Annotated in this window: 20 protein-coding genes; 7 read left to right on the forward strand and 13 right to left on the reverse strand. The window is 38.6% G+C overall.

Translation table 11 applies throughout. The features are described from left to right. Positions 1 to 113: 113 nt before the first annotated feature. From ACHZEU_RS05215 to ACHZEU_RS05230, 4 genes are all read right to left on the reverse strand, one after another. Positions 114 to 722 carry an SCO family protein gene (locus ACHZEU_RS05215; RefSeq protein ID WP_048390205.1) on the reverse strand — a complete coding sequence of 203 codons (609 nt, stop codon included), beginning with the start codon at positions 720 to 722 and terminating at the stop codon, positions 114 to 116. A 104-nt stretch (positions 723 to 826) separates the two neighbouring features. Next, positions 827 to 949, reverse strand: coding sequence for a YvrJ family protein (locus ACHZEU_RS05220; RefSeq protein WP_004229459.1), 123 nt, complete (start codon positions 947 to 949; stop codon positions 827 to 829). 65 nt (positions 950 to 1014) lie between these two features. Continuing rightward, positions 1015 to 1239: a DUF2922 domain-containing protein gene (locus tag ACHZEU_RS05225; protein WP_048390203.1), complete on the reverse strand. Its 225-nt coding sequence runs from the start codon at positions 1237 to 1239 to the stop codon at positions 1015 to 1017. Between the two features lie 14 nt (positions 1240 to 1253). Next, a complete protein-coding gene (locus tag ACHZEU_RS05230; protein ID WP_048390201.1) occupies positions 1254 to 1469 on the reverse strand; it encodes a DUF1659 domain-containing protein in 216 nt (71 codons plus the stop codon). A 121-nt stretch (positions 1470 to 1590) separates the two neighbouring features. Between ACHZEU_RS05230 and ACHZEU_RS05235 the strand changes: the two genes are divergently transcribed. Beyond that, on the forward strand, positions 1591 to 2019 hold the full coding sequence (locus ACHZEU_RS05235) for a DUF2621 domain-containing protein (RefSeq protein WP_004229468.1): 429 nt from the start codon (positions 1591 to 1593) through the stop codon (positions 2017 to 2019). Positions 2020 to 2933: 914 nt separating this feature from the next. On the opposite strand, the gene ACHZEU_RS05240 is transcribed toward ACHZEU_RS05235, so the two are convergent. From ACHZEU_RS05240 to ACHZEU_RS05250, 3 genes are read right to left on the reverse strand one after another with little or no spacing between them, the layout of a single operon-like run. Next, a complete protein-coding gene (locus ACHZEU_RS05240) occupies positions 2934 to 3428 on the reverse strand; it encodes a CcdC family protein (RefSeq protein WP_004229470.1) in 495 nt (164 codons plus the stop codon). Between the two features lie 25 nt (positions 3429 to 3453). Next, positions 3454 to 3840: a response regulator gene (locus tag ACHZEU_RS05245; RefSeq protein WP_004229473.1), complete on the reverse strand. Its 387-nt coding sequence runs from the start codon at positions 3838 to 3840 to the stop codon at positions 3454 to 3456. A 34-nt stretch (positions 3841 to 3874) separates the two neighbouring features. Further along, a complete protein-coding gene (locus ACHZEU_RS05250) occupies positions 3875 to 4585 on the reverse strand; it encodes a cytochrome c biogenesis CcdA family protein (protein ID WP_016995208.1) in 711 nt (236 codons plus the stop codon). Positions 4586 to 5088: 503 nt separating this feature from the next. Here ACHZEU_RS05250 and ACHZEU_RS05255 point away from each other — a divergent pair. The 4 genes from ACHZEU_RS05255 to ACHZEU_RS05270 all read left to right on the forward strand — a co-directional run bounded on the left by ACHZEU_RS05255 (position 5089) and on the right by ACHZEU_RS05270 (position 8837). Next, positions 5089 to 5820 carry a FadR/GntR family transcriptional regulator gene (locus tag ACHZEU_RS05255; RefSeq protein ID WP_048390198.1) on the forward strand — a complete coding sequence of 244 codons (732 nt, stop codon included), beginning with the start codon at positions 5089 to 5091 and terminating at the stop codon, positions 5818 to 5820. Between the two features lie 141 nt (positions 5821 to 5961). Then, positions 5962 to 6678 (forward strand): (Fe-S)-binding protein, encoded by a 717-nt coding sequence (locus tag ACHZEU_RS05260; protein WP_048390196.1) that lies wholly within the window; start codon positions 5962 to 5964, stop codon positions 6676 to 6678. A gap of 15 nt (positions 6679 to 6693) precedes the next feature. After that, positions 6694 to 8121 carry a LutB/LldF family L-lactate oxidation iron-sulfur protein gene (locus ACHZEU_RS05265; RefSeq protein ID WP_048390194.1) on the forward strand — a complete coding sequence of 476 codons (1428 nt, stop codon included), beginning with the start codon at positions 6694 to 6696 and terminating at the stop codon, positions 8119 to 8121. After that, positions 8121 to 8837 carry a lactate utilization protein C gene (locus ACHZEU_RS05270; RefSeq protein ID WP_404804136.1) on the forward strand — a complete coding sequence of 239 codons (717 nt, stop codon included), beginning with the start codon at positions 8121 to 8123 and terminating at the stop codon, positions 8835 to 8837. The genes ACHZEU_RS05265 and ACHZEU_RS05270 overlap by 1 nt, the downstream gene beginning before the upstream one ends. Before the next feature lie 423 nt (positions 8838 to 9260). On the opposite strand, the gene ACHZEU_RS05275 is transcribed toward ACHZEU_RS05270, so the two are convergent. Then, positions 9261 to 10556, reverse strand: coding sequence for an MFS transporter (locus ACHZEU_RS05275; protein ID WP_112117793.1), 1296 nt, complete (start codon positions 10554 to 10556; stop codon positions 9261 to 9263). A 121-nt stretch (positions 10557 to 10677) separates the two neighbouring features. Between ACHZEU_RS05275 and ACHZEU_RS05280 the strand changes: the two genes are divergently transcribed. Beyond that, entirely contained in the window at positions 10678 to 11931 is a 1254-nt protein-coding gene (locus tag ACHZEU_RS05280; protein WP_404804137.1) for a helix-turn-helix domain-containing protein, read from the forward strand. A gap of 40 nt (positions 11932 to 11971) precedes the next feature. On the opposite strand, the gene ACHZEU_RS05285 is transcribed toward ACHZEU_RS05280, so the two are convergent. Further along, complete coding sequence (locus ACHZEU_RS05285; protein ID WP_404804138.1) at positions 11972 to 13876, reverse strand: endonuclease MutS2; 1905 nt, start codon at positions 13874 to 13876, stop codon at positions 11972 to 11974. 482 nt (positions 13877 to 14358) lie between these two features. Here ACHZEU_RS05285 and ACHZEU_RS05290 point away from each other — a divergent pair, with 482 nt between their 5' ends. Further along, on the forward strand, positions 14359 to 14748 hold the full coding sequence (locus ACHZEU_RS05290; RefSeq protein ID WP_404804139.1) for a hypothetical protein: 390 nt from the start codon (positions 14359 to 14361) through the stop codon (positions 14746 to 14748). Positions 14749 to 14865: 117 nt separating this feature from the next. On the opposite strand, the gene rarD is transcribed toward ACHZEU_RS05290, so the two are convergent. The 4 genes from rarD to ACHZEU_RS05310 all read right to left on the reverse strand — a co-directional run bounded on the left by rarD (position 14866) and on the right by ACHZEU_RS05310 (position 18163). Continuing rightward, positions 14866 to 15774: an EamA family transporter RarD gene (gene rarD, locus ACHZEU_RS05295; protein ID WP_048390187.1), complete on the reverse strand. Its 909-nt coding sequence runs from the start codon at positions 15772 to 15774 to the stop codon at positions 14866 to 14868. Positions 15775 to 15908: 134 nt separating this feature from the next. Then, positions 15909 to 16445 (reverse strand): hypothetical protein, encoded by a 537-nt coding sequence (locus tag ACHZEU_RS05300; protein ID WP_048390186.1) that lies wholly within the window; start codon positions 16443 to 16445, stop codon positions 15909 to 15911. 223 nt (positions 16446 to 16668) lie between these two features. After that, positions 16669 to 17838, reverse strand: a complete 1170-nt coding sequence (locus ACHZEU_RS05305; protein WP_048390185.1) for a toxic anion resistance protein — start codon at positions 17836 to 17838, stop codon at positions 16669 to 16671. A gap of 67 nt (positions 17839 to 17905) precedes the next feature. Then, positions 17906 to 18163: a hypothetical protein gene (locus ACHZEU_RS05310; RefSeq protein WP_404804140.1), complete on the reverse strand. Its 258-nt coding sequence runs from the start codon at positions 18161 to 18163 to the stop codon at positions 17906 to 17908. Positions 18164 to 18182: the final 19 nt, after the last annotated feature.

The following is an 18182-nucleotide window of genomic DNA, read 5'->3' on the forward strand; positions in this document are numbered from 1 at the left end:
CATCATCCTCCTTCTACACTATAAACGACTCACAACCAGAAAAAGATTATTTTTCCAGATAGAAAAATACATAAAAAAACCGCCTCAAGCATTTGAGACGGTTTACTGTTACTTTATAAATTTTCATCAATATATGTTTCGATATCAGAAGCTATCGTATCAATCGGTACATCTTCAATGTTTTCAGCATAACCATTATACATTTTGACGAGGACACCATCTTTATCGACTAAGAAAAATTGATTGCCATGAATGACTTGGTCACTGTTAGGGTCGTTTTTCACTAAAATCTTTGTATTTTTCACCGCAAATTGTTCGATATATTTCTGTGAATACCCTGTAAGAAGGTTCCATTTAGATTCATCTGGAACATTGTATTTACTAAGATAATCCGCTAACACATCTGGTTGATCAACATCTGGATCTACTGAAAAGGCAACGATGTTATAGTCCTCTACTCCTTTTTTCTGAAGCTTTTCTTGGACTTGTGCCATGTTTAATGACATGGGCGGGCAGATGGACACACAGTTTGTGAAAATATACATACCAATCCAAGGCTTACCTTTTAAGCTTTCAAGCGAAACCGTTTCACCACGTTGATTAACATGTTCAAAATCGGGTATTTCTAGACTATAATCTGCTTTAAATTTTGAGTTTCCACATGCGCCTAGCACAGATGCACAGGCTAACAGCAGCACTAGCCCTATTATTTTACGTTTCATGTCAACACTCTCCCTAACCTACACTATCCCCATCCTAACGTAGGTTGTAAGCGTTGACAAGAACTTCTAAGTGACAGCTTTCGTACATCTTTGTGAAATCCATTTCATTTTAATGAAACGAGTGCAGCATGAATCGCATCAAGCTTTACTTCGACGCGGTGCAATAAATAAAATGACACTAAAATCGGAAAACCGATATCGGATATCATGTTCAACCACTGTTCCATCCTTCTCCTCCTCTCTCACGTTAAAAATGGTCTTTGCACTTCTCGTAGCAAAGACCATTGTTGAATTATTCTGTTACTACTTCAAATTCTGTGACTTGACGATCTACAATACGAGCTCCCTTGATGGCTGACAGTGCACCACCTTGCCCAGTAAAAACATTTTTAGCCATAATCGTTGCCATTGCCTGCTGAATGTCAGTCACCGTGATATTCGGCTTTGGTGCATCAATCGAAAGGGTTGTCGTTTTCCCATCAGTTGTGGCAAATTGTAATTCTAGAACTTGTGTCATTCTGTGATCCCTCCTTAAGATAAATCGTGTGTTTCCTGTTTCGCAATGCCAGCCAGTGATTGTGATGAAAGACTAGCAATAGCATAAGCAACAGCTAACAAATCGTCCGCGCTATGTGTGTTGTTAATATTTAGATACGATTTCGTGGTGAACGTAGGTTCATTGTTCTCATCGTAGCCATCCACATACTTGAGACGCAGTGTAGCATTTACAAAGTTAACATTAGCCATGTAGCATCACCTCCCTTCTGCACACTATATAAAGGCGAATTGCTAAAAAAGGGACATTAAGGATGAATTTTTTTTCGGAAGCTTTTATAATAGAGTGAGAGAAGGCAAAGAGGTGAACGATTTGTTACAAGGTTGGTTTTTATGGTTTATTTTATTTTGGGTTGTCGTCCTCATTTCATTGATGGCTATTGGCGGATTYTTCATGTTCCGCAAATTTTTAAAGGCACTCCCAAAGCAGGATGGAAAATCTGATTTAGATTGGCAAGAATATTATTTAGATAAAACTGTTCACTTGTGGGGACAAGCTGAAAAAGAATTACTCTATGAACTCGTAAGCCCCGTCCCTGAGCTTTTTAGACAAGTGGCGAAGGAAAAAATTGCAGGAAAAATTGGCGAGCTCGCATTAGAAGAAAAAGCAGCTGCCATTAACAATGACCTCATTATTCGCGGCTATATCCAAGCAACACCAAAACGCGATCACAAATTTTTACGCAAAAAATTAGAGCAAATGCAAATTGACATCTCCCCCTATGAACATCTATTCGAATGAGTAAACGCTGCACAAATCTTTGTGCAGCGTTTTTACTTAGCTATGGGATTATTGTCCTAACCTGTGTTTTTAAGAAGCTATCCTGCACTTTCCTAGCTTTATCCTCTTTAGTTGGACTTCTAACCGCGCTTTGCTAGCTCTATCCTCTACTTTTGAGGTTCTATCCGCCACTTTTATGAGGCTATCCTGCACTTTGCTAGCTTTATCCTCTTTTTTTGGACTTCTAATCGCGCATTGCTGCTCTATCCTCTACTTTTGAGTTTTTATCCGCCACTTTTAAGAAGTTATCCTGCACTTTGATAGCTTTATCCTCTTTTTTTGGACTTCTAACCGCGCTTTGCTGCTCTATCCTCTACTTTTGAGATTCTATCCGCCACTTTTATGAKGCTATCCTGCACTTTTCTAGCTTTATCCTCTTTAGTTGGACTTCTAACCGCGCTTTGCTGCTCTATCCTCTACTTTTGAATTTTTATCCGCCACTTTTATGAAGCTATCCTGCACTTTGCTAGCTTTATCCTCTTTAGTTGGACCTCTATCCATGCTTTGCTGCTCTATCCTCTACTTTTGGGATTCTATCCGCCACTTTTATGAGGCTATCCTGCACTTTGCTAGCTTTTTCCTCTTTAGTTGGACTTCTAACCGCGCTTTGCTGCTCTATCCGCTACTTTTATGAKGCTATCCTGCMCTTTGSTWGCTTTATCCTCTTTTTTTGGACTTCTAATCGCGCATTGCTGCTCTATCCTCTACTTTTGAGTTTTTATCCGCCACTTTTAAGAAGTTATCCTGCACTTTGATAGCTTTATCCTCTTTTTTTGGACTTCTAACCGCGCTTTGCTGCTTTATCCGCCACTTTTATGAGGCTATCCAGTTCCTCCAGCGCTTAAATGCATAAAAAAACTACACTAGCTTCAGCACTAGTGTAGTTTTGGAATTGTTTTTTTGACGCGTTTAAACTGGATAAGCATTGCGATACGCCAAGGTACCAACATGGCAAAGGCTAATATCCAGAACATACCTGCTAATTCACCGACATCGATGGAGCTACTTAAAATCATTTTCGCCACCACTCGGAATATTAACAATCCGATTAATATAAAAGCGAATGCTTTTGAACGTTTTAAATAAATATCTCGACCCTTTACTTCAAATTTAGAAGTAGCAATTAATATTGTCGAGAATACCATTCCTACAGCTGCCGCCTCTAAGATTTGCATCGGTGGTACACGGAATTGCTCGAATAAAAACATCAGTGCACCTGAGGACATCGCTATTGGTGGAATAATAATTTTCTTCTCATTTGTCGGCATTTTTGAAGCTCTCATTCGTATGACCATCACAAAGCTCCCCATAAGAATGGCCATAATGGTCGACCCTATAACATAATAGTGAGAAGGGATGCTGCTTAACATAAAAAAATCCTCCTCTAATGTCTAATTAACAATTTTGTCCAAGTAATTGATCAGCAACAGCCTTTAATCGTTCTGGCTCGAAAGGCTTTGTAATAAAATCCTTTGCCCCACTCTCAATCGCTTCTACGATTAATTTTTGCTGCCCTAATGCTGTTACCATAATGATTTTTGCATCTGGAAATTCTGGGATGATTTTTTTTACGGCTGCAATACCTGTCATAACGGGCATCGTTACATCCATTGTGACTAAATCTGGTTGTAACTCACGATACATCGCCACAGCTTCCTTACCATTTACTGCCTTACCGACTACCTCATAGCCCCATTCTGTAAACATATTACTGATTGCAACACGCATAAATAGCGTATCATCTACTACTAAAACTGTAGGCACATGTTCATCTCCCTCCACGTTAAAGTTCGGTATGCCTCTTTAGTTTAACAAATTAAAACCCTGTAAATCCACCGAAAATAGGCTGTAAAACGCGTGTAATATACGTTAAGCCATCAAAGAATAATAAAATCCCAACGGCAATCATGATGTAACCGCCGATTTTTACAATTTTCTGGCTGTGTGTACGAATCCAAGTCATTCGTGAAATGAAGAAAGATAGCACGAAGAATGGAATGGCGAATCCTAAATAATACGCAAACATATAGCTAAAGCCCGCACCTGGGTTTGTACTTGCTAACATGATAATCGATGCAAGGATTGGTCCTGTACATGGTGTCCAGCCTGCCGCAAAGGCAATACCAATTAAGACAGACCCAAAATAGCCAGATGGTCTATTTTTAAATTGGAACTTTCGATCCTTCATTAAGAAGTCTATCTGCAATAATCCCACAATCATTAAACCGAATACGACGATTAAAATAGCCCCAACCTGTCGTAATAATGTTTGATAATTTAGGAAGAATTCTGCTGCATATGAAGCACTTAGTCCAATAATGATAAAGATAATGGAAAAGCCTAGTAAAAAGAATAGTGTGTGGAAAATGGCACGTTTTTGTAGCATACCTTTTTCTGATTTTAGCTCATCTAATGTCATACCCGTTATGTACGATAAAAATGCTGGATATAGTGGAAGAGTACATGGTGAAATAAAACTTAAGAACCCTGCACCAAAAGCTAAAAATACGTTAATATCAGATCCCATATTTTTTATTCGCTCCTTACAGTTACTGCATCCATCGTACCAAAAAACAAAATAAAAAGCGCCCTTCTAGTTTGTGAACGTTTCATGGCAAAATGATGAGATTTCTGAGAAGTCCCACCAAGCTACTTCTGCATTATGCGCTCCTGTTGATTTTCTGTCAACAAAATCCGCCAATCTTCCCCCTTTTCCAAAAGGAGCATAGCTAATTTTTCTACCTTTTTCTTGACAGTGTCGATTACTTGTCATTAATGTTGAAAGAAGCTTCTGTTTTTCATAGACACTATCACGCCCATGTTATAGTAAGAAACTATTTATTTTATACTCATCTTTTAAATCATCTGGAAATACAGTCATCTGATGACCTTATTATATGTTTAATTATTATTTCTTTAAATTTCGACAGTCCTCTACTCTACACAAAGTGTTCATGGTAAACCATGAGTAAATGACTTATTTTCATGTATAATGATGATAGCAAATGAGCGAAAAAAGAGGTGTAGCCCTTGGAATTAAGAAAGATTCGACCAAAAAAGATCTATGAAGAAGTATCCGAAATCTTGCATGAAAAAATACGAGCTGGTGTCCTAAAGCCAGGTGATCGGCTTGACTCAGTTGAGCAGCTTGCCGAGCAATTACAAGTGAGTCGTTCCGCTGTACGGGAGGCATTATCTGCGTTAAAAGCAATGGGATTGATTGAAATCAAACAAGGCTCTGGAACGTTTGTCAAAAGTGTGCCAGCCCATCAGCTTGACTTTCCTTTATCCACCGCTATGTTAACGAATAAACAGGATATTGCTCATTTACTAGAAGTGCGCAAAATTATTGAAGTGGGAGCAGCAGGACGTGCAGCCCTCCAACGTACAGATCAGGATATTCAGGCAATGGTACAAATTTTAGAGGATATGAAGCAGGCACATGGTGATGGCGAGCTTGGTGAAAAAGCAGATTATCAATTTCATGCAGCTATTTCCAATGCCTCTCAAAACCCCCTACTCACTACAATTTTAGATCAAATTTCTGGTTTAATGATCGAAACGATGAAAGAGACACGGCGAATTTGGTTGTATTCACAAAAAACAACGAGCGAACAATTATATGATGAACATATGCAGATTTTCCTCGCGATTAAACAGCAAAACGAAGAGCTAGCCAAACATGCAATGGCATCTCATTTAAGCAACGTTGAAAAAGTGCTATTACAATATTTCGAAACAACAGAATCCAATTCACACTAAAAACTACCTAGTACAAGCTAGGTAGTTTTTCTTTTCTGAAAATTCATAAAAAAAACGTTTTCACTTTTTCAAATTTGTTGTAAGATTAAATTATCAAAAAGTCATCTGATGACCAGTTGTTTATAAAAGGAGCGATGAAATATGAAAGTCACACTATTCGCCACTTGCTTAGTGGATATGTTTCAAGGGGATGTGGGAAAAGCAGTTGTTGAAGTATTAGAAAGACTTGGCTGTGACATCGACTTTCCAGAGGATCAAATTTGCTGTGGACAGCCTGCTTACAATAGCGGCTATGTCGAAGAATCGAAAAATGCGATAAAAAAAATGATCACAGCCTTTGAGCATGCTGAATATGTAGTCTCTCCCTCTGGTTCCTGCGCTTATATGTTGAAGGAATATCCAGAAGTTTTTAAAGGAGACCCCATATGGGAGCCAAAAGCGCAAGCATTAGCAGGTAAAACCTATGAATTCACAGAGTTTATTGTCAACGTATTAAAGATAGAAGATGTAGGAGCGTATCTAGAAGGTAAAGCTACTTATCATACGTCATGCCATATGACAAGATTACTTGGTGTAACAGAGGCACCCTTCCGATTATTAAAGAACGTCAAGGGCTTGCATTATGTGGATCTCCCTGGTAAGGATCGATGCTGCGGATTTGGTGGTACATTTTCTGTTAAAATGGGCAATATTTCTGGAGAAATGGTCAATGAAAAAGTACTGAATGTGGAAGAAACAGGCGCTGACATTTTGATAGGAGCTGACGCAGGCTGCTTATTGAATATCGGTGGCCGCATTCAACGTCAGGGTAAGCCAATTAAAGTGATGCATATTGCAGAAGTGTTAAATTGCCGATAAAAGGGGGAAATAAACATGGCCATGAAAACAAGTGATGAACGGTTTCAACAACGTGTCACGAAAGAGCTAGATAATCAGTTTATGCGTCGTGCGGTTTCGAGTGCCCAAGAACGTTTTCAAACACGTCGCCTTCAACAAGCAGAGGAATTAGGACATTGGGAAGAATGGCGTTCTCATGGAGAGGAAATTCGCAAGCATGTTTTAGCAAATCTTGATTATTATCTTTATCAATTAAGTGAAAATGTTGCCAAACGAGGTGGGCATGTGTTCTTTGCGCAAACTGCACAGGAAGCAACCGACTATATTCAAAGCATTGCTAAAAAGAAAAATGCGGCAAAAATTGTGAAATCCAAATCAATGGTGACAGAAGAAATTAACTTAAATACGGCTTTAGAAGCGCTTGGTTGTGAAGTGATTGAGACAGACCTAGGTGAATATATTTTGCAGGTGGCAGATCACGAGCCCCCTTCGCATATTGTGGCGCCAGCCTTGCATAAAAATAAGGAGCAAATTCGAGATGTTTTTAAGGAAAAACAAGGCTACAGCCAAACAGAAAAGCCAGAGGAACTTGCCCTTTATGTACGTGAAAAATTAAGACAGGAATATTTAACAGCCGATATTGGTATTACAGGCTGTAATTTTGCTATTGCTGAAAGTGGATCGATTACACTCGTTACGAATGAGGGCAATGCTGATTTAGTAACAGCGCTACCAAAAACACAAATCACAGTTATGGGAATGGAAAGAATAGTTCCTACATTTGAAGAAATGGAGGTCCTTGTTAGTTTATTAACAAGAAGTGCTGTCGGTCAAAAGCTAACGAGCTATATTACAACATTAACAGGCGTAAAGGACGAAGAGGATACGGATGGACCAGAGGAATTTCATTTAGTTATTGTTGATAATGGACGCTCGGCTATTTTAGGTAGTGAATTCCAGCCTATTTTACAATGCATTCGCTGTGCTGCCTGTGTTAATGCTTGCCCTGTCTATCGTCATGTTGGTGGGCATACGTATGGCTCTATCTACTCTGGACCTGTAGGTGTTGTGCTCTCTCCACTTTTAGGAGGCTACGATGATTTTAAAGAACTGCCCTATGCTTCTACATTGTGCGGTGCTTGTACAGATGCTTGCCCTGTTAAAATTCCATTACATCAGCTCATTCATCGCCATCGTCAGGTCATTGTTGAAAATGAGGGCAAGGCACCTATCTCTGAAAAGCTTTTAATGAAGGCATTTGGTCTAGGGGCTTCCTCCCCTACCCTTTATAAAATGGCGACAAAAATGGCTGCACCTGCCATGTCTCCATTTATCAAAAACAAGACTATTTCTAATGGTCCAGGCCCATTAAAAGCATGGACTGAGGCAAGGGATTTCCCTGCACCAAGTAAAGACAGCTTTAGAGACTGGATGAAGCATCGTCCAAAAGGAGGCGGGCAATAATGACTGGTATGATTCAGCGTCGAGAAACCTTTTTAGCAAATATTGCGAAGCAGCTCGGACGTTCGCCTAAGACAAAACTACCACGACCAACTTGGCAGTATCAGCCACAAGATCGTGTGCTCAAAGATGCGACAAAGGATGAATTGGTGGAAATATTAATTAAGCAGTGTGCCAACATCCATACCAATATTGTCATTTCTAATACTGCCACACTKCCAGAGGATTTACAGGACGTTGTTGACAAGTATGGAGGTCAGTCTGTTATTACATGGAAGGATAAACGGTTCCAGGACTACGGGTTATCCGCACTTATGAACGAACAATGGCCACAAGCCAATATTCAGCTTTATGAATGGGATTCACAGCAACCTGAGGAAAATATCCGTCAAGCTGAAAAAGCAAATATTGGCGTGACAATTAGTGAAATGACGTTAGCAGAATCGGGAACTGCCGTGCTTTTTAGTAGCAAAGATAGAGGGAGAAGCATTAGCTTTTTACCTGAAAAGTCGATCATTATCATTCCTAAAAGTACAATTGTGCCTCGTATGACACAGGCAGCTCGTTGGATTAGTGAAAAAATCCGTCAGGGTGAAAAAATTGCTTCCTGTATCAACTTTGTTACGGGACCAAGTAACTCAGCCGATATCGAAATGATTCTTATCGTTGGTGTCCATGGCCCTATTCAAGCAACCTATATTGTTATTGATGATCAGTAAAGGCATTTCACCGCATGCCTGTTCTTGTTGTTGAAAAAGATGATGTCAACTGCAGAAAAAGCAACTTTGCAAGGTGAGGGGTTGATTTCCGTTCCGCCAGCGTCCTTTCCAGGGGGCGTCCGATGAGCCGCTTCACTCACTTCCGTTCGCTCCAGGGTCTCCTCTGTGACGCTCAATCCCCTAGGAGTGACGCTGGCTCCACTCCAATCAACCATTCTGCAAAAGATGCTTTTCCTTATCTTTCATACTASCTAGCCGTAGTAATCAAATTAGCCTATTAAAAGAAAAAATGTTAGACCAAGATATAATTAGTCTAACATTTTTTTGATTTAGGAAGGCATATTTAACTTCTTAAAGTGAAAAAGCTAATATCCATTTTTATTGTTTTTCAATATAATCGAGTTCTGTCCCAGCCTCGTTATTTTAAGTTGTTGTGTTCGCAACACCTTCTGGGAGAGCTGCTTTTTCATAATACTCTGGATGTGCCTCTTTTAAAATAGATGAGCGCAGCATCACAAGTGAAATGATAATAATAATGACACTCGTTACTGGTAAAATAATAGTTGCTGGTAATGTATCATATAACATGCCATAGACTACCATACCAATCGGCATCATGGACATCGCCATCGTCTCCATTAGCCCAAAAACACGCCCACGGTACTCTTCCGCAATGATTTTTTGCATATACACCCCGATGGGCATATTAATCCCCATTTCGAAAATTGCGAAAATAAAGTAAATGATGAGATAGAAGATCACAATAGCTATATAGGTAAAATCAGTAACTAAAGGGATGACTGCTAAGCCAACACTTCCCGCCAATAGTAATAAGCTGATTTTCGAAAAGCGTAAAGGGACCTTTACTTCAGATCTTGTTGCGAAATAAAGGGATGCTAAGAGCATACCTAATGCACCAGACGCTTCAATAAAGCCAAAGTGTGTGGATTCTACTTTTAGCAATTCAATAATGATGTACGTTCCTCCAACAGCGATGGCAGAAAAGAATAGGTTGATCCACAATGCTACCCACATAATGGTCTTAATGACGTTACGTTGCTTGATATAATGAAAACCACTTTTCAGCCCTTCCCACATCTTTTCTTTTTTCGTATCTTCCCCTCTTGTACTATAAAGGTTAAAATCCATTGTTGCCTCTAAACAAAAGGCAATCGCATAGGCCACCATATTCACCATTAAAAATACATCCATATTAAAAAATCCATACATCATACCACCAATGACTGGTCCTCCAATTGCAGCTACGGACATTGACATTTGGTTAAATGACATCGCACGTTGTAATCTCTCTGGATTGACAAGTGTGGCAATTGCTGATGAAAACGTTACACCAGAAAAGGCTGAGCAAATAGTATTAAAAACAGTAGCTATGTATATAGCATAAACGGACATTCCTACTGTTTCTGTATAAAGCAGTAATCCCCCTACTGTCAAAATGGTTCCTGCCTGTGCTATTAATATTGTGCGTTTTTTTGAAAAATTATCTGCGACATAGCCTGCTAAGGGTGCCACAAGTGCGCGGGGTAATACTGAACAAATCATATTGGTAGCGAAGCTCATTGCCGACCCAGTCATCGCTAAAATATACAAGCTAATACCGAATGCCATGACGTTTGCACCCAACATGGCAATCATTTTACTCGCCGTGAACGTCCATAAGTGATAGGTCGCCTTTTTTAATTTTTCCGCTTCATTCATCTAAATCCCTCCATTATTTAACTAAATTAAAAAGTTTAATTATGTTAAACAAAATATACCACAGCTCCCTCTTTTCATGCAAGCGAAAGTTTAATATAATTAAACAAAAGGAGGCGAGGCAGTGGACTCTTTAGGCACACGAATTCGCAAATTAAGGAAAGAACAAAAATTAACATTAGAGGCACTTGCCGGTGATCGTCTAACTAAAGGAATGTTAAGCCAAATAGAAAATGATAAGGCTAAGCCTTCTATGGAAAGCCTTGACTATATTGCTGAACGTTTAGGTGTAAAAGCTAGTGAATTACTGGAAGAAGTAACCCCATCCTCCATACGCCAGCTATTAGAGCAGGTGGAAAGTTTATTTGCAGAAGTAAAACGTGGTGATGCTCATCATCATCAAGAAATTGTCGATTTAATTAAGCCGTCTGTGGAGGGCCTGCCTCAAAGTTATGAAGCTGGCCGTTTATTGTATATTTACGCAGATGCCCAGTATGAAGCTGGATTAACAACATGGGAAGTCCCGCTTCAGCAAGCCCGCACTATTTTTAAGGAAATTAATTTACTCAGCCATTGGTTCAAAACCTTTATCCTCGAGATGGCTATTTTAGCAGCAAAACGTCAATATACATTGGCGTACGATCGTATCTTACAGGCAAAGGAAATTATCGAACAAGAGGACTATCAGCTCGATTCTCGTGATGCCTTATTAATGACTTATTATACAAGTATTTTCCAACTTGCAATTGGTGAGCATGAGGAAGGGAAAAAATTAATTCAAGAGACGATTGCCAATGCTCATAAAAACCAATTGTTCTATCAGATTGATAATATGTACAGAATTGGTGCCTATTGTGCCATGATTGATCGTGATTTTGAACAAACCAATCATATGTTTATGAAACTGGAGCAATATCAGGCATTTGCTGAACGTGTTGAGGTTGATGCTTTTATTTTTGTATTGAAGGCACATTATTGTAATAATTACAGCAATAATTATGAGCAGGCTCTGATGGAAATAGAACGTTTTTATCAGCTTAGACACGATGATTATTTAGACAAGCTAGATCCAAACTTTTACTATGCTGAAAAAGGAAAATCCTTATATTTACTAGGACAATATGAGGAGGCGAAGGCTGCATTCGAACAGTATAAACACAGACCGATCTATATTAATCATCCATATGATATTTTAAGCTTAAATGAATGCTTTTCCTATAAAGCCCTTTGCTATGCACATTTTGGTGAGCTAACAACAGCCTATGAAATTGCAAAAATGGCCTATACAGATTCACTGGATTTAGTGGATTTGCCCTATAAACGAAAAATTGAGGAAGTCTATCGAACGATTACGGCACAGATTGATTCCATAACTTAATTAGTAAAGGGATTGCACGAGGCTGTGCAATCCCTTGTTTTTATTGCTGACGATCACTCTTTATTTGTTTATGGATCTTGCGTAACGCTTTTTTCGACCCACGTTCGATATCGTGCTGAAGCTTCCGATCCTGATAGTCTACAAATAATGTCTCTAAATCATAGCCTTCAGGGTATAACTCTGTTGCAGGTAATTCAAGGGCAAGCCGCTTTACATTCACCTCTAGTATTTGCCCCTGATAGAATACGCTGACATTATTGTACGGATTCATTTCTTCATATACCAATCCCACATCATCATAGTCCAATAATTTCACACGATCCCCCTTTGCAAATGTATAAGCCGCTGCCAAGCTTTTTTTCTCTTCTTTAGGCTTTCGAATTTTACTGTCCTGAACGATCGTCAGTTGATATTGTTTATTATTTATATAATCCTTTGCTCTTTGTAAAACACCTTCGCGGACATTCATTTTTTTAGAAATCCATAAGGCATTGCTTTCTCCAGAGGTGCCGATGAGTAATTGGTACAAAGGCTCTAATGTATCAGCATGGAAGCGCATTGCCGCATTCATAAAATCAGGATGCATTTCAGAAAATCGTTTAATTTCACCATAATGTGTAGTTGCCACAGTTATACAGCCCATTTGATAAAATTCTTCTAATATCGCAATGGCTAGTGCAGCTCCTTCATTTGGCTCTGTTCCACTGCCAATTTCATCAAACAGTAAGAGTGTATGATTATTAGCAGCTCTCATAATATCGGAAAGATTTTTCATATGAGAAGAAAACGTACTAAGTGCATTCTCTATACTTTGATTATCGCCAATATCAACAAAGATATGATCAAATACAGCCATTTCCGTTCCTTCGTCCGCTACAATATGGAAGCCCGACATCGTAGCTAATGTTAAGAGGCCAATGGTTTTCAACACAACTGTTTTCCCACCAGCGTTTGGACCTGTAATAATTAAGCTACGGTAGTCTTTCGCGATGGAAAATTGAAGGGGTACCGCATTTCCTGGTAGTAATGGATGCTTACCATTGATTAGTTGAATATAACCGTAATCATTTATACGTGGCTCCCTACCACCAATTTGTCTACTGAACTTCGCTTTGGCAAAAACCATATCATATTGACTAATCAACTCCATGTTAATGGTGATGGCATGAAGATGTTCCATCAATAGCCCTGATAAAGACGCTAAAATCTGGTATTCCTCCACGGCTTCCTCAGCCTTTAAGGTAGCTAATTCTACATTTAATTTAGCGACAACACTTGGCTCCATAAAAACGGTTGCCCCTTTGGAGGAAATTTCAACGACCGTACCCTGTACATGATTTTTATAGKTCGCCTTAATCGGAATCGTATAGCGATCATCCTTTTGACTAATAAAAAATTCCTGAATATACGGTTTATTAGCACTGTTATTTAAAAATTTCGTTAAACGTTCTTTAATTTTTTCTTCTGTCGTTTCCATATGATGTCGGATGCGTTTTAATTCACGACTAGCAGCCGAATCTACACGATTGGCTTTGATCGCAAAATTAATTTCCTCCTCCACGCTTTTAAATTCAGCCATAGAATGAGCGTAAGAGGAAAGAACAGGCGCAAAAAATGCCTTATCTAACATAAATTTTTTGATATTGCGGCAGCCTCGTAAAAAATCAGAGATACTCACTAGCTCACTGGGATCTAGAAGCATTCCCTTTTCAAGCTTTGTCATAATATGCTCAATATTCGATACCCCTAAAAACGGAACATGCCCCTCTGCATCCAATATTGCACGAGCTTCTGTTGTTTCATTCAACCGATTTTTTACCACTGTTAAGTTTGAGCTTGGCATTAATTTATCTAAAAGCTGTTTTCCTAACCCGCTGACACAATAGGATTTAACGATGTCCTTTAATTCATGATATTGTAATTTTTCAAGTGTAGTATTATTCATTTCTTTTTGCTCCTCATTGTAATGTTTTATCATACATGAAGATACCTACCCAATAATAGATAGCAATGATGGTTTAAACAAAATAAAAAAGCTGTGAGGAATCCCCACAGCTCTATCTTTAAAAGGCGCGTTTTCCTGGCATCACAAATAAAACTTCAGCTAATTGAAGTTTCTATCCTATCTGCCACGCTTAATAAAGTATTGTAGGTATCTACATAGGTTGTTGAAATAGATCCATGACAAAATAAGGGGTGTTTATAACATGTATCCCCTGCTGTCGTCATCGCCACTATTTCATTCAATTTTTACCTAGTTAGAACCTACCGCACTCACAAAAAGCACCTCTCATTAATTGATCATTGTTATCTAATTATTGACATTTTACTATATGCTAACAGGAAAGTAAAGGTACCTACCTTCAAAAGGTTTTCTCCTATTTTGTCGAATCTATCAAAAAGACTCTATTTGGAGGGAGTACCCAAATGCAACAAAAGACTCCCCATTGCCTGTTTACCTTCATTTTCTTATTTATTTTTATAATCCCTACAGCCTCTGCCACTGTGAGTGGTGAAATAAACGCTAGGGGCTTTCATTATGCAGTCTTGCATTTAGCGCAATATAAAGCAGCGGTGAATGAGTTATTCATTGTTAGCCTCATCCTACTCAGTGCACTCTTAATGGCTACCATTATTTGTTGGTTATTTTTTAGAAGGCAAAAGCATGAGCTGAAAAATCCCGCAGCCATCGTAATCGTTCTGCCATTCGCTCTAGCGATTTTAATAGTGCTCAAACAGTCACTTCATCTCAATAAGCTACCTATATTTTTCACCATGTTAGTGGAGGAATTTTATCGATCTTTCGGATAMGAYTAAACAAAATAGCAGACAATCCAGCAGCCCAATCMGATAAGAAATAAAAAAGTTTTGTCCATWACAAAGCGAAGTGGTAAAAGTTACAAAAAAAGACCTGTAGAAAAATCTACAAGTCTTTTACGAAACTGATTTATGATGGGCTTTTCTTGTTTCTATAATTTTCGAACCAGAAAATAAAAGTAAAGCTGCCCAAATAATGCTGAATGCAAGGAGCTCAACCTGACTAAATGGCTCTTTGTATAGCACGATACCTAAAATCAAGACAATCGTTGGCGATACATATTGGATAAACCCTAGTAAATATAAAGGAATATTTTGTGCCCCCTTCGCAAATAAAATAAGCGGGACGGCTGTTACTAAACCACTAAAGATCATCAAAATATCTGTTTTAACATCGACATGTAAAAACGAGGCTTGATGTGTAGCAAAAAGATAGACATAATAGCCTAATGCAAAGGGTAAAATCAATAACGTTTCAATGGCTAGGCCTCTTGTAGCATCCAGTGTAATTTTCTTTTTCAGCACACCATAAATAGCAAAAGATAGCGCAATCAATAAAGCTACCCAAGGTACTGAGCCGTAATTGATCGTTAAAATAATCACCGCAATAAAAGCAATTCCTGTTGCTACCCATTGTGCACGACTCAGCGATTCTTTAAAGAAAATCACCCCGAAAATTACAGACAATAGCGGATTAATATAATAACCTAAGCTCGTTTCAATGAGATGATTATGCGTCACTGCCCAAATATATAAATACCAGTTCATTGAAATGACAAAGGATGCACCCGCAAGCTGCCAGAAATGCTTTTGATGTGACCATAAATATTTTAAATCTGCTACGAGATCCTGACGCATTCGAAATACGAGTACTGCCAGCACCGTAAAGACAAAGGACCAAATGACACGGGATAATAAAATCTCCATACTTGGTACATGCTCAAGTAATTTCCAATATAGAGGGAATGCTCCCCAAAAGGCATAGGCAAAAAAGGCTGCCAAAACTCCTTTTTTCTCATTTGACATGATATTAACGCTCCTACTCTTACTGAAATCGGTTAACGATTTCCTATAATCTTAAACTAGTTAAAGAATAGACTCATTATAGGACTTTGAGTAGCTGCTGTAAATGCCAAATTTCTAGTTCCTTTTAAAAGCTGTTAACCTTTTTGTTCCGACTCTAGCTCAGAAATATACTTGCGTACAGTACTATAGCTAATCTCTGGATTGATTTGGCGCTTGATGCGAATATGGATTTCTTTAATTCCAACCCCTTGCTCACGCATATCTCGAATCATCGACTTCAAGGGCCCCGTCAATGACTCTCTTGACATCGCTGTATATTTACTTAGTTCAATGAGAAGGTCTGTATTTTGTTGACGGAGCACCTTCATCTCCTCCACCACACAATTATATTCAGTGACCTTTTTCTGCAAGACCGTGTTTTGCTGCTTTAACTTTTGTAGATCCTCTGTTAGCTGTGCATTTTGTTTTTTTAGCATTTTTCGTTCTCGTTCTAAACCATTTTGCTTGTTATCTAAATCCTTATACATAGCATTATATAACTCTTCCATATGCAGAAGCTCTAGATAGCGACTTTGCGGTACAATCATTAAGCTATCTGTCGTGTATAGAGCAAGCGTTCCATCTTTAAACGGCTCATACGACAATGTAGAGGGATTTATTTTATTTGCCATTTATTTTTTCACACCTCCACGAATAATTACATGTAATCGAATACCTTTGTGTAGCATCTTTCCGCTTCCTTTTCTATTTGATAATCATTCTCATTTAACATTATCATAATCACTTTTTTGCTTTTTGTCAAAGATCATTTCCCTTGTGTGGAAGGAGCCTCTACCTGCCTACCCTTTCCATAAAAAAAGCCTCTTGCAACAATAGCTGCAAGAAGCTTTAGCCTTACATTTTTTTCAGTTTCTCATACTCCAATTGCAAACGCTCAATACGTTTACGACCTTCTTCACGGTTTCTTGCTGTTTCTGCTTGAATTTGCTTTGTTTCTTGAATACCAGCCATAATTGTTTGCCATGTTGTTTCAATGGTTTCGATTTTAATGCTTGGGCTACCAGCTTGACGAGCAATATTCACACTGTTCTTACTAATATTTTCAGCATTACGCACAAGCATTTCATTCGTACGGCGATCTAGTTCCACCATAGAATCAGAAATCAACTTTTGACGCTTTAATGTCACTGCGTGAATAAGCCCCTGCTTAAAGATCGGAATCGTTGTGACAAAGGCAGAATTAATCTTGGCAATTAGGTGATTGTTCCCTTGCTGCATTAAGCGAATTTGTGGTGCTGATTGGAATGATACTTGTTGTGCCATTTCTAAATCATAGCGACGTTGCTCTAATAATTCCACAGCGCGTAGCATTGTTTCATATTCCATAGCTGCCAATTGATCACCACTTTGAGCCTTTTGTTCAAGTGCTGGTAAAGACGCACGAACCTCTTCTGTTTTCACTTCAATAGCTGCAACAAATTTACTTAATGATTGGAAGTAGTTTAAGTTCTGATCATACAAATTTTCAAGGTCAATGGTATTACGCTTCATTTCCCCTTCATATTTTTGGATTTCACGGTAAATGACATCCACTTCTTTATTCATGCTGTCATACTTAGATAAGAATCTTTCCAATTGCTCTTTTCCTTTGTTAAAGAGCTTGGAGATGAAACCGCCCTTTTTCTCTTCCGCAAAATCCTGTGGATCAAATTTATCCATAATTTTATTCAGGTTATTTAAAAGCACACTCGATTCTTCCAGCTTACTAGCTTTCATCGTTGCGAGCATTTTATCAGAAAAGGTTGAAATGCCACTTGCCGTTTCTTTACCGAGCTCTAGCATGGCAATTTGATCTTTGACATCAATTTTTTGTGCAAGTGTATGAACCTCTGGATCCTGCTTTAACATTAGCTGGTTTTGAGCGATTTGTGATAGTTCCTGCTCAGATACAAGTACTGGCTTTTGCTCAGCCGTTTGCTGTAAAAGTGGATTTGGCTGTAATAAAGGATTTTCTGAAGCGAATGGGTCCTTGGATTTTAAAAGATCATTGTTGAATTCAGACATATGTTTTACCCCCTGCAATTTATCTCTACTAATTACTTACGATTACCATGTAAAAAAGTTTCATTTTCTATAGGATGAAAAAATACGAATCTGCTATACAATAGTCATTCTGGTGTACCTTATATTGCAAACTATATTGATTAGGGTGAGCATTATCAACAAAAATTTCCACTTCAGTGCAATAGTGAAGAATTTCTGCTATTTCTTTACTAGTAGCGCACAGCTGTTGAAGCTTTTGAAAGAGCTGCGCTTTTTCTTCGATTGTTGCTAAACGCTGATTTGATGATCGGTCAAGAATTGCCTCCACCTCTGATTTAGCTAACATCATCCCATCCCCTTTTATA

Origin of the sequence: Lysinibacillus sp. S1, assembly GCF_044986265.1 — a bacterium.
GTDB classification, from domain to species: domain Bacteria; phylum Bacillota; class Bacilli; order Bacillales_A; family Planococcaceae; genus Lysinibacillus; species Lysinibacillus capsici.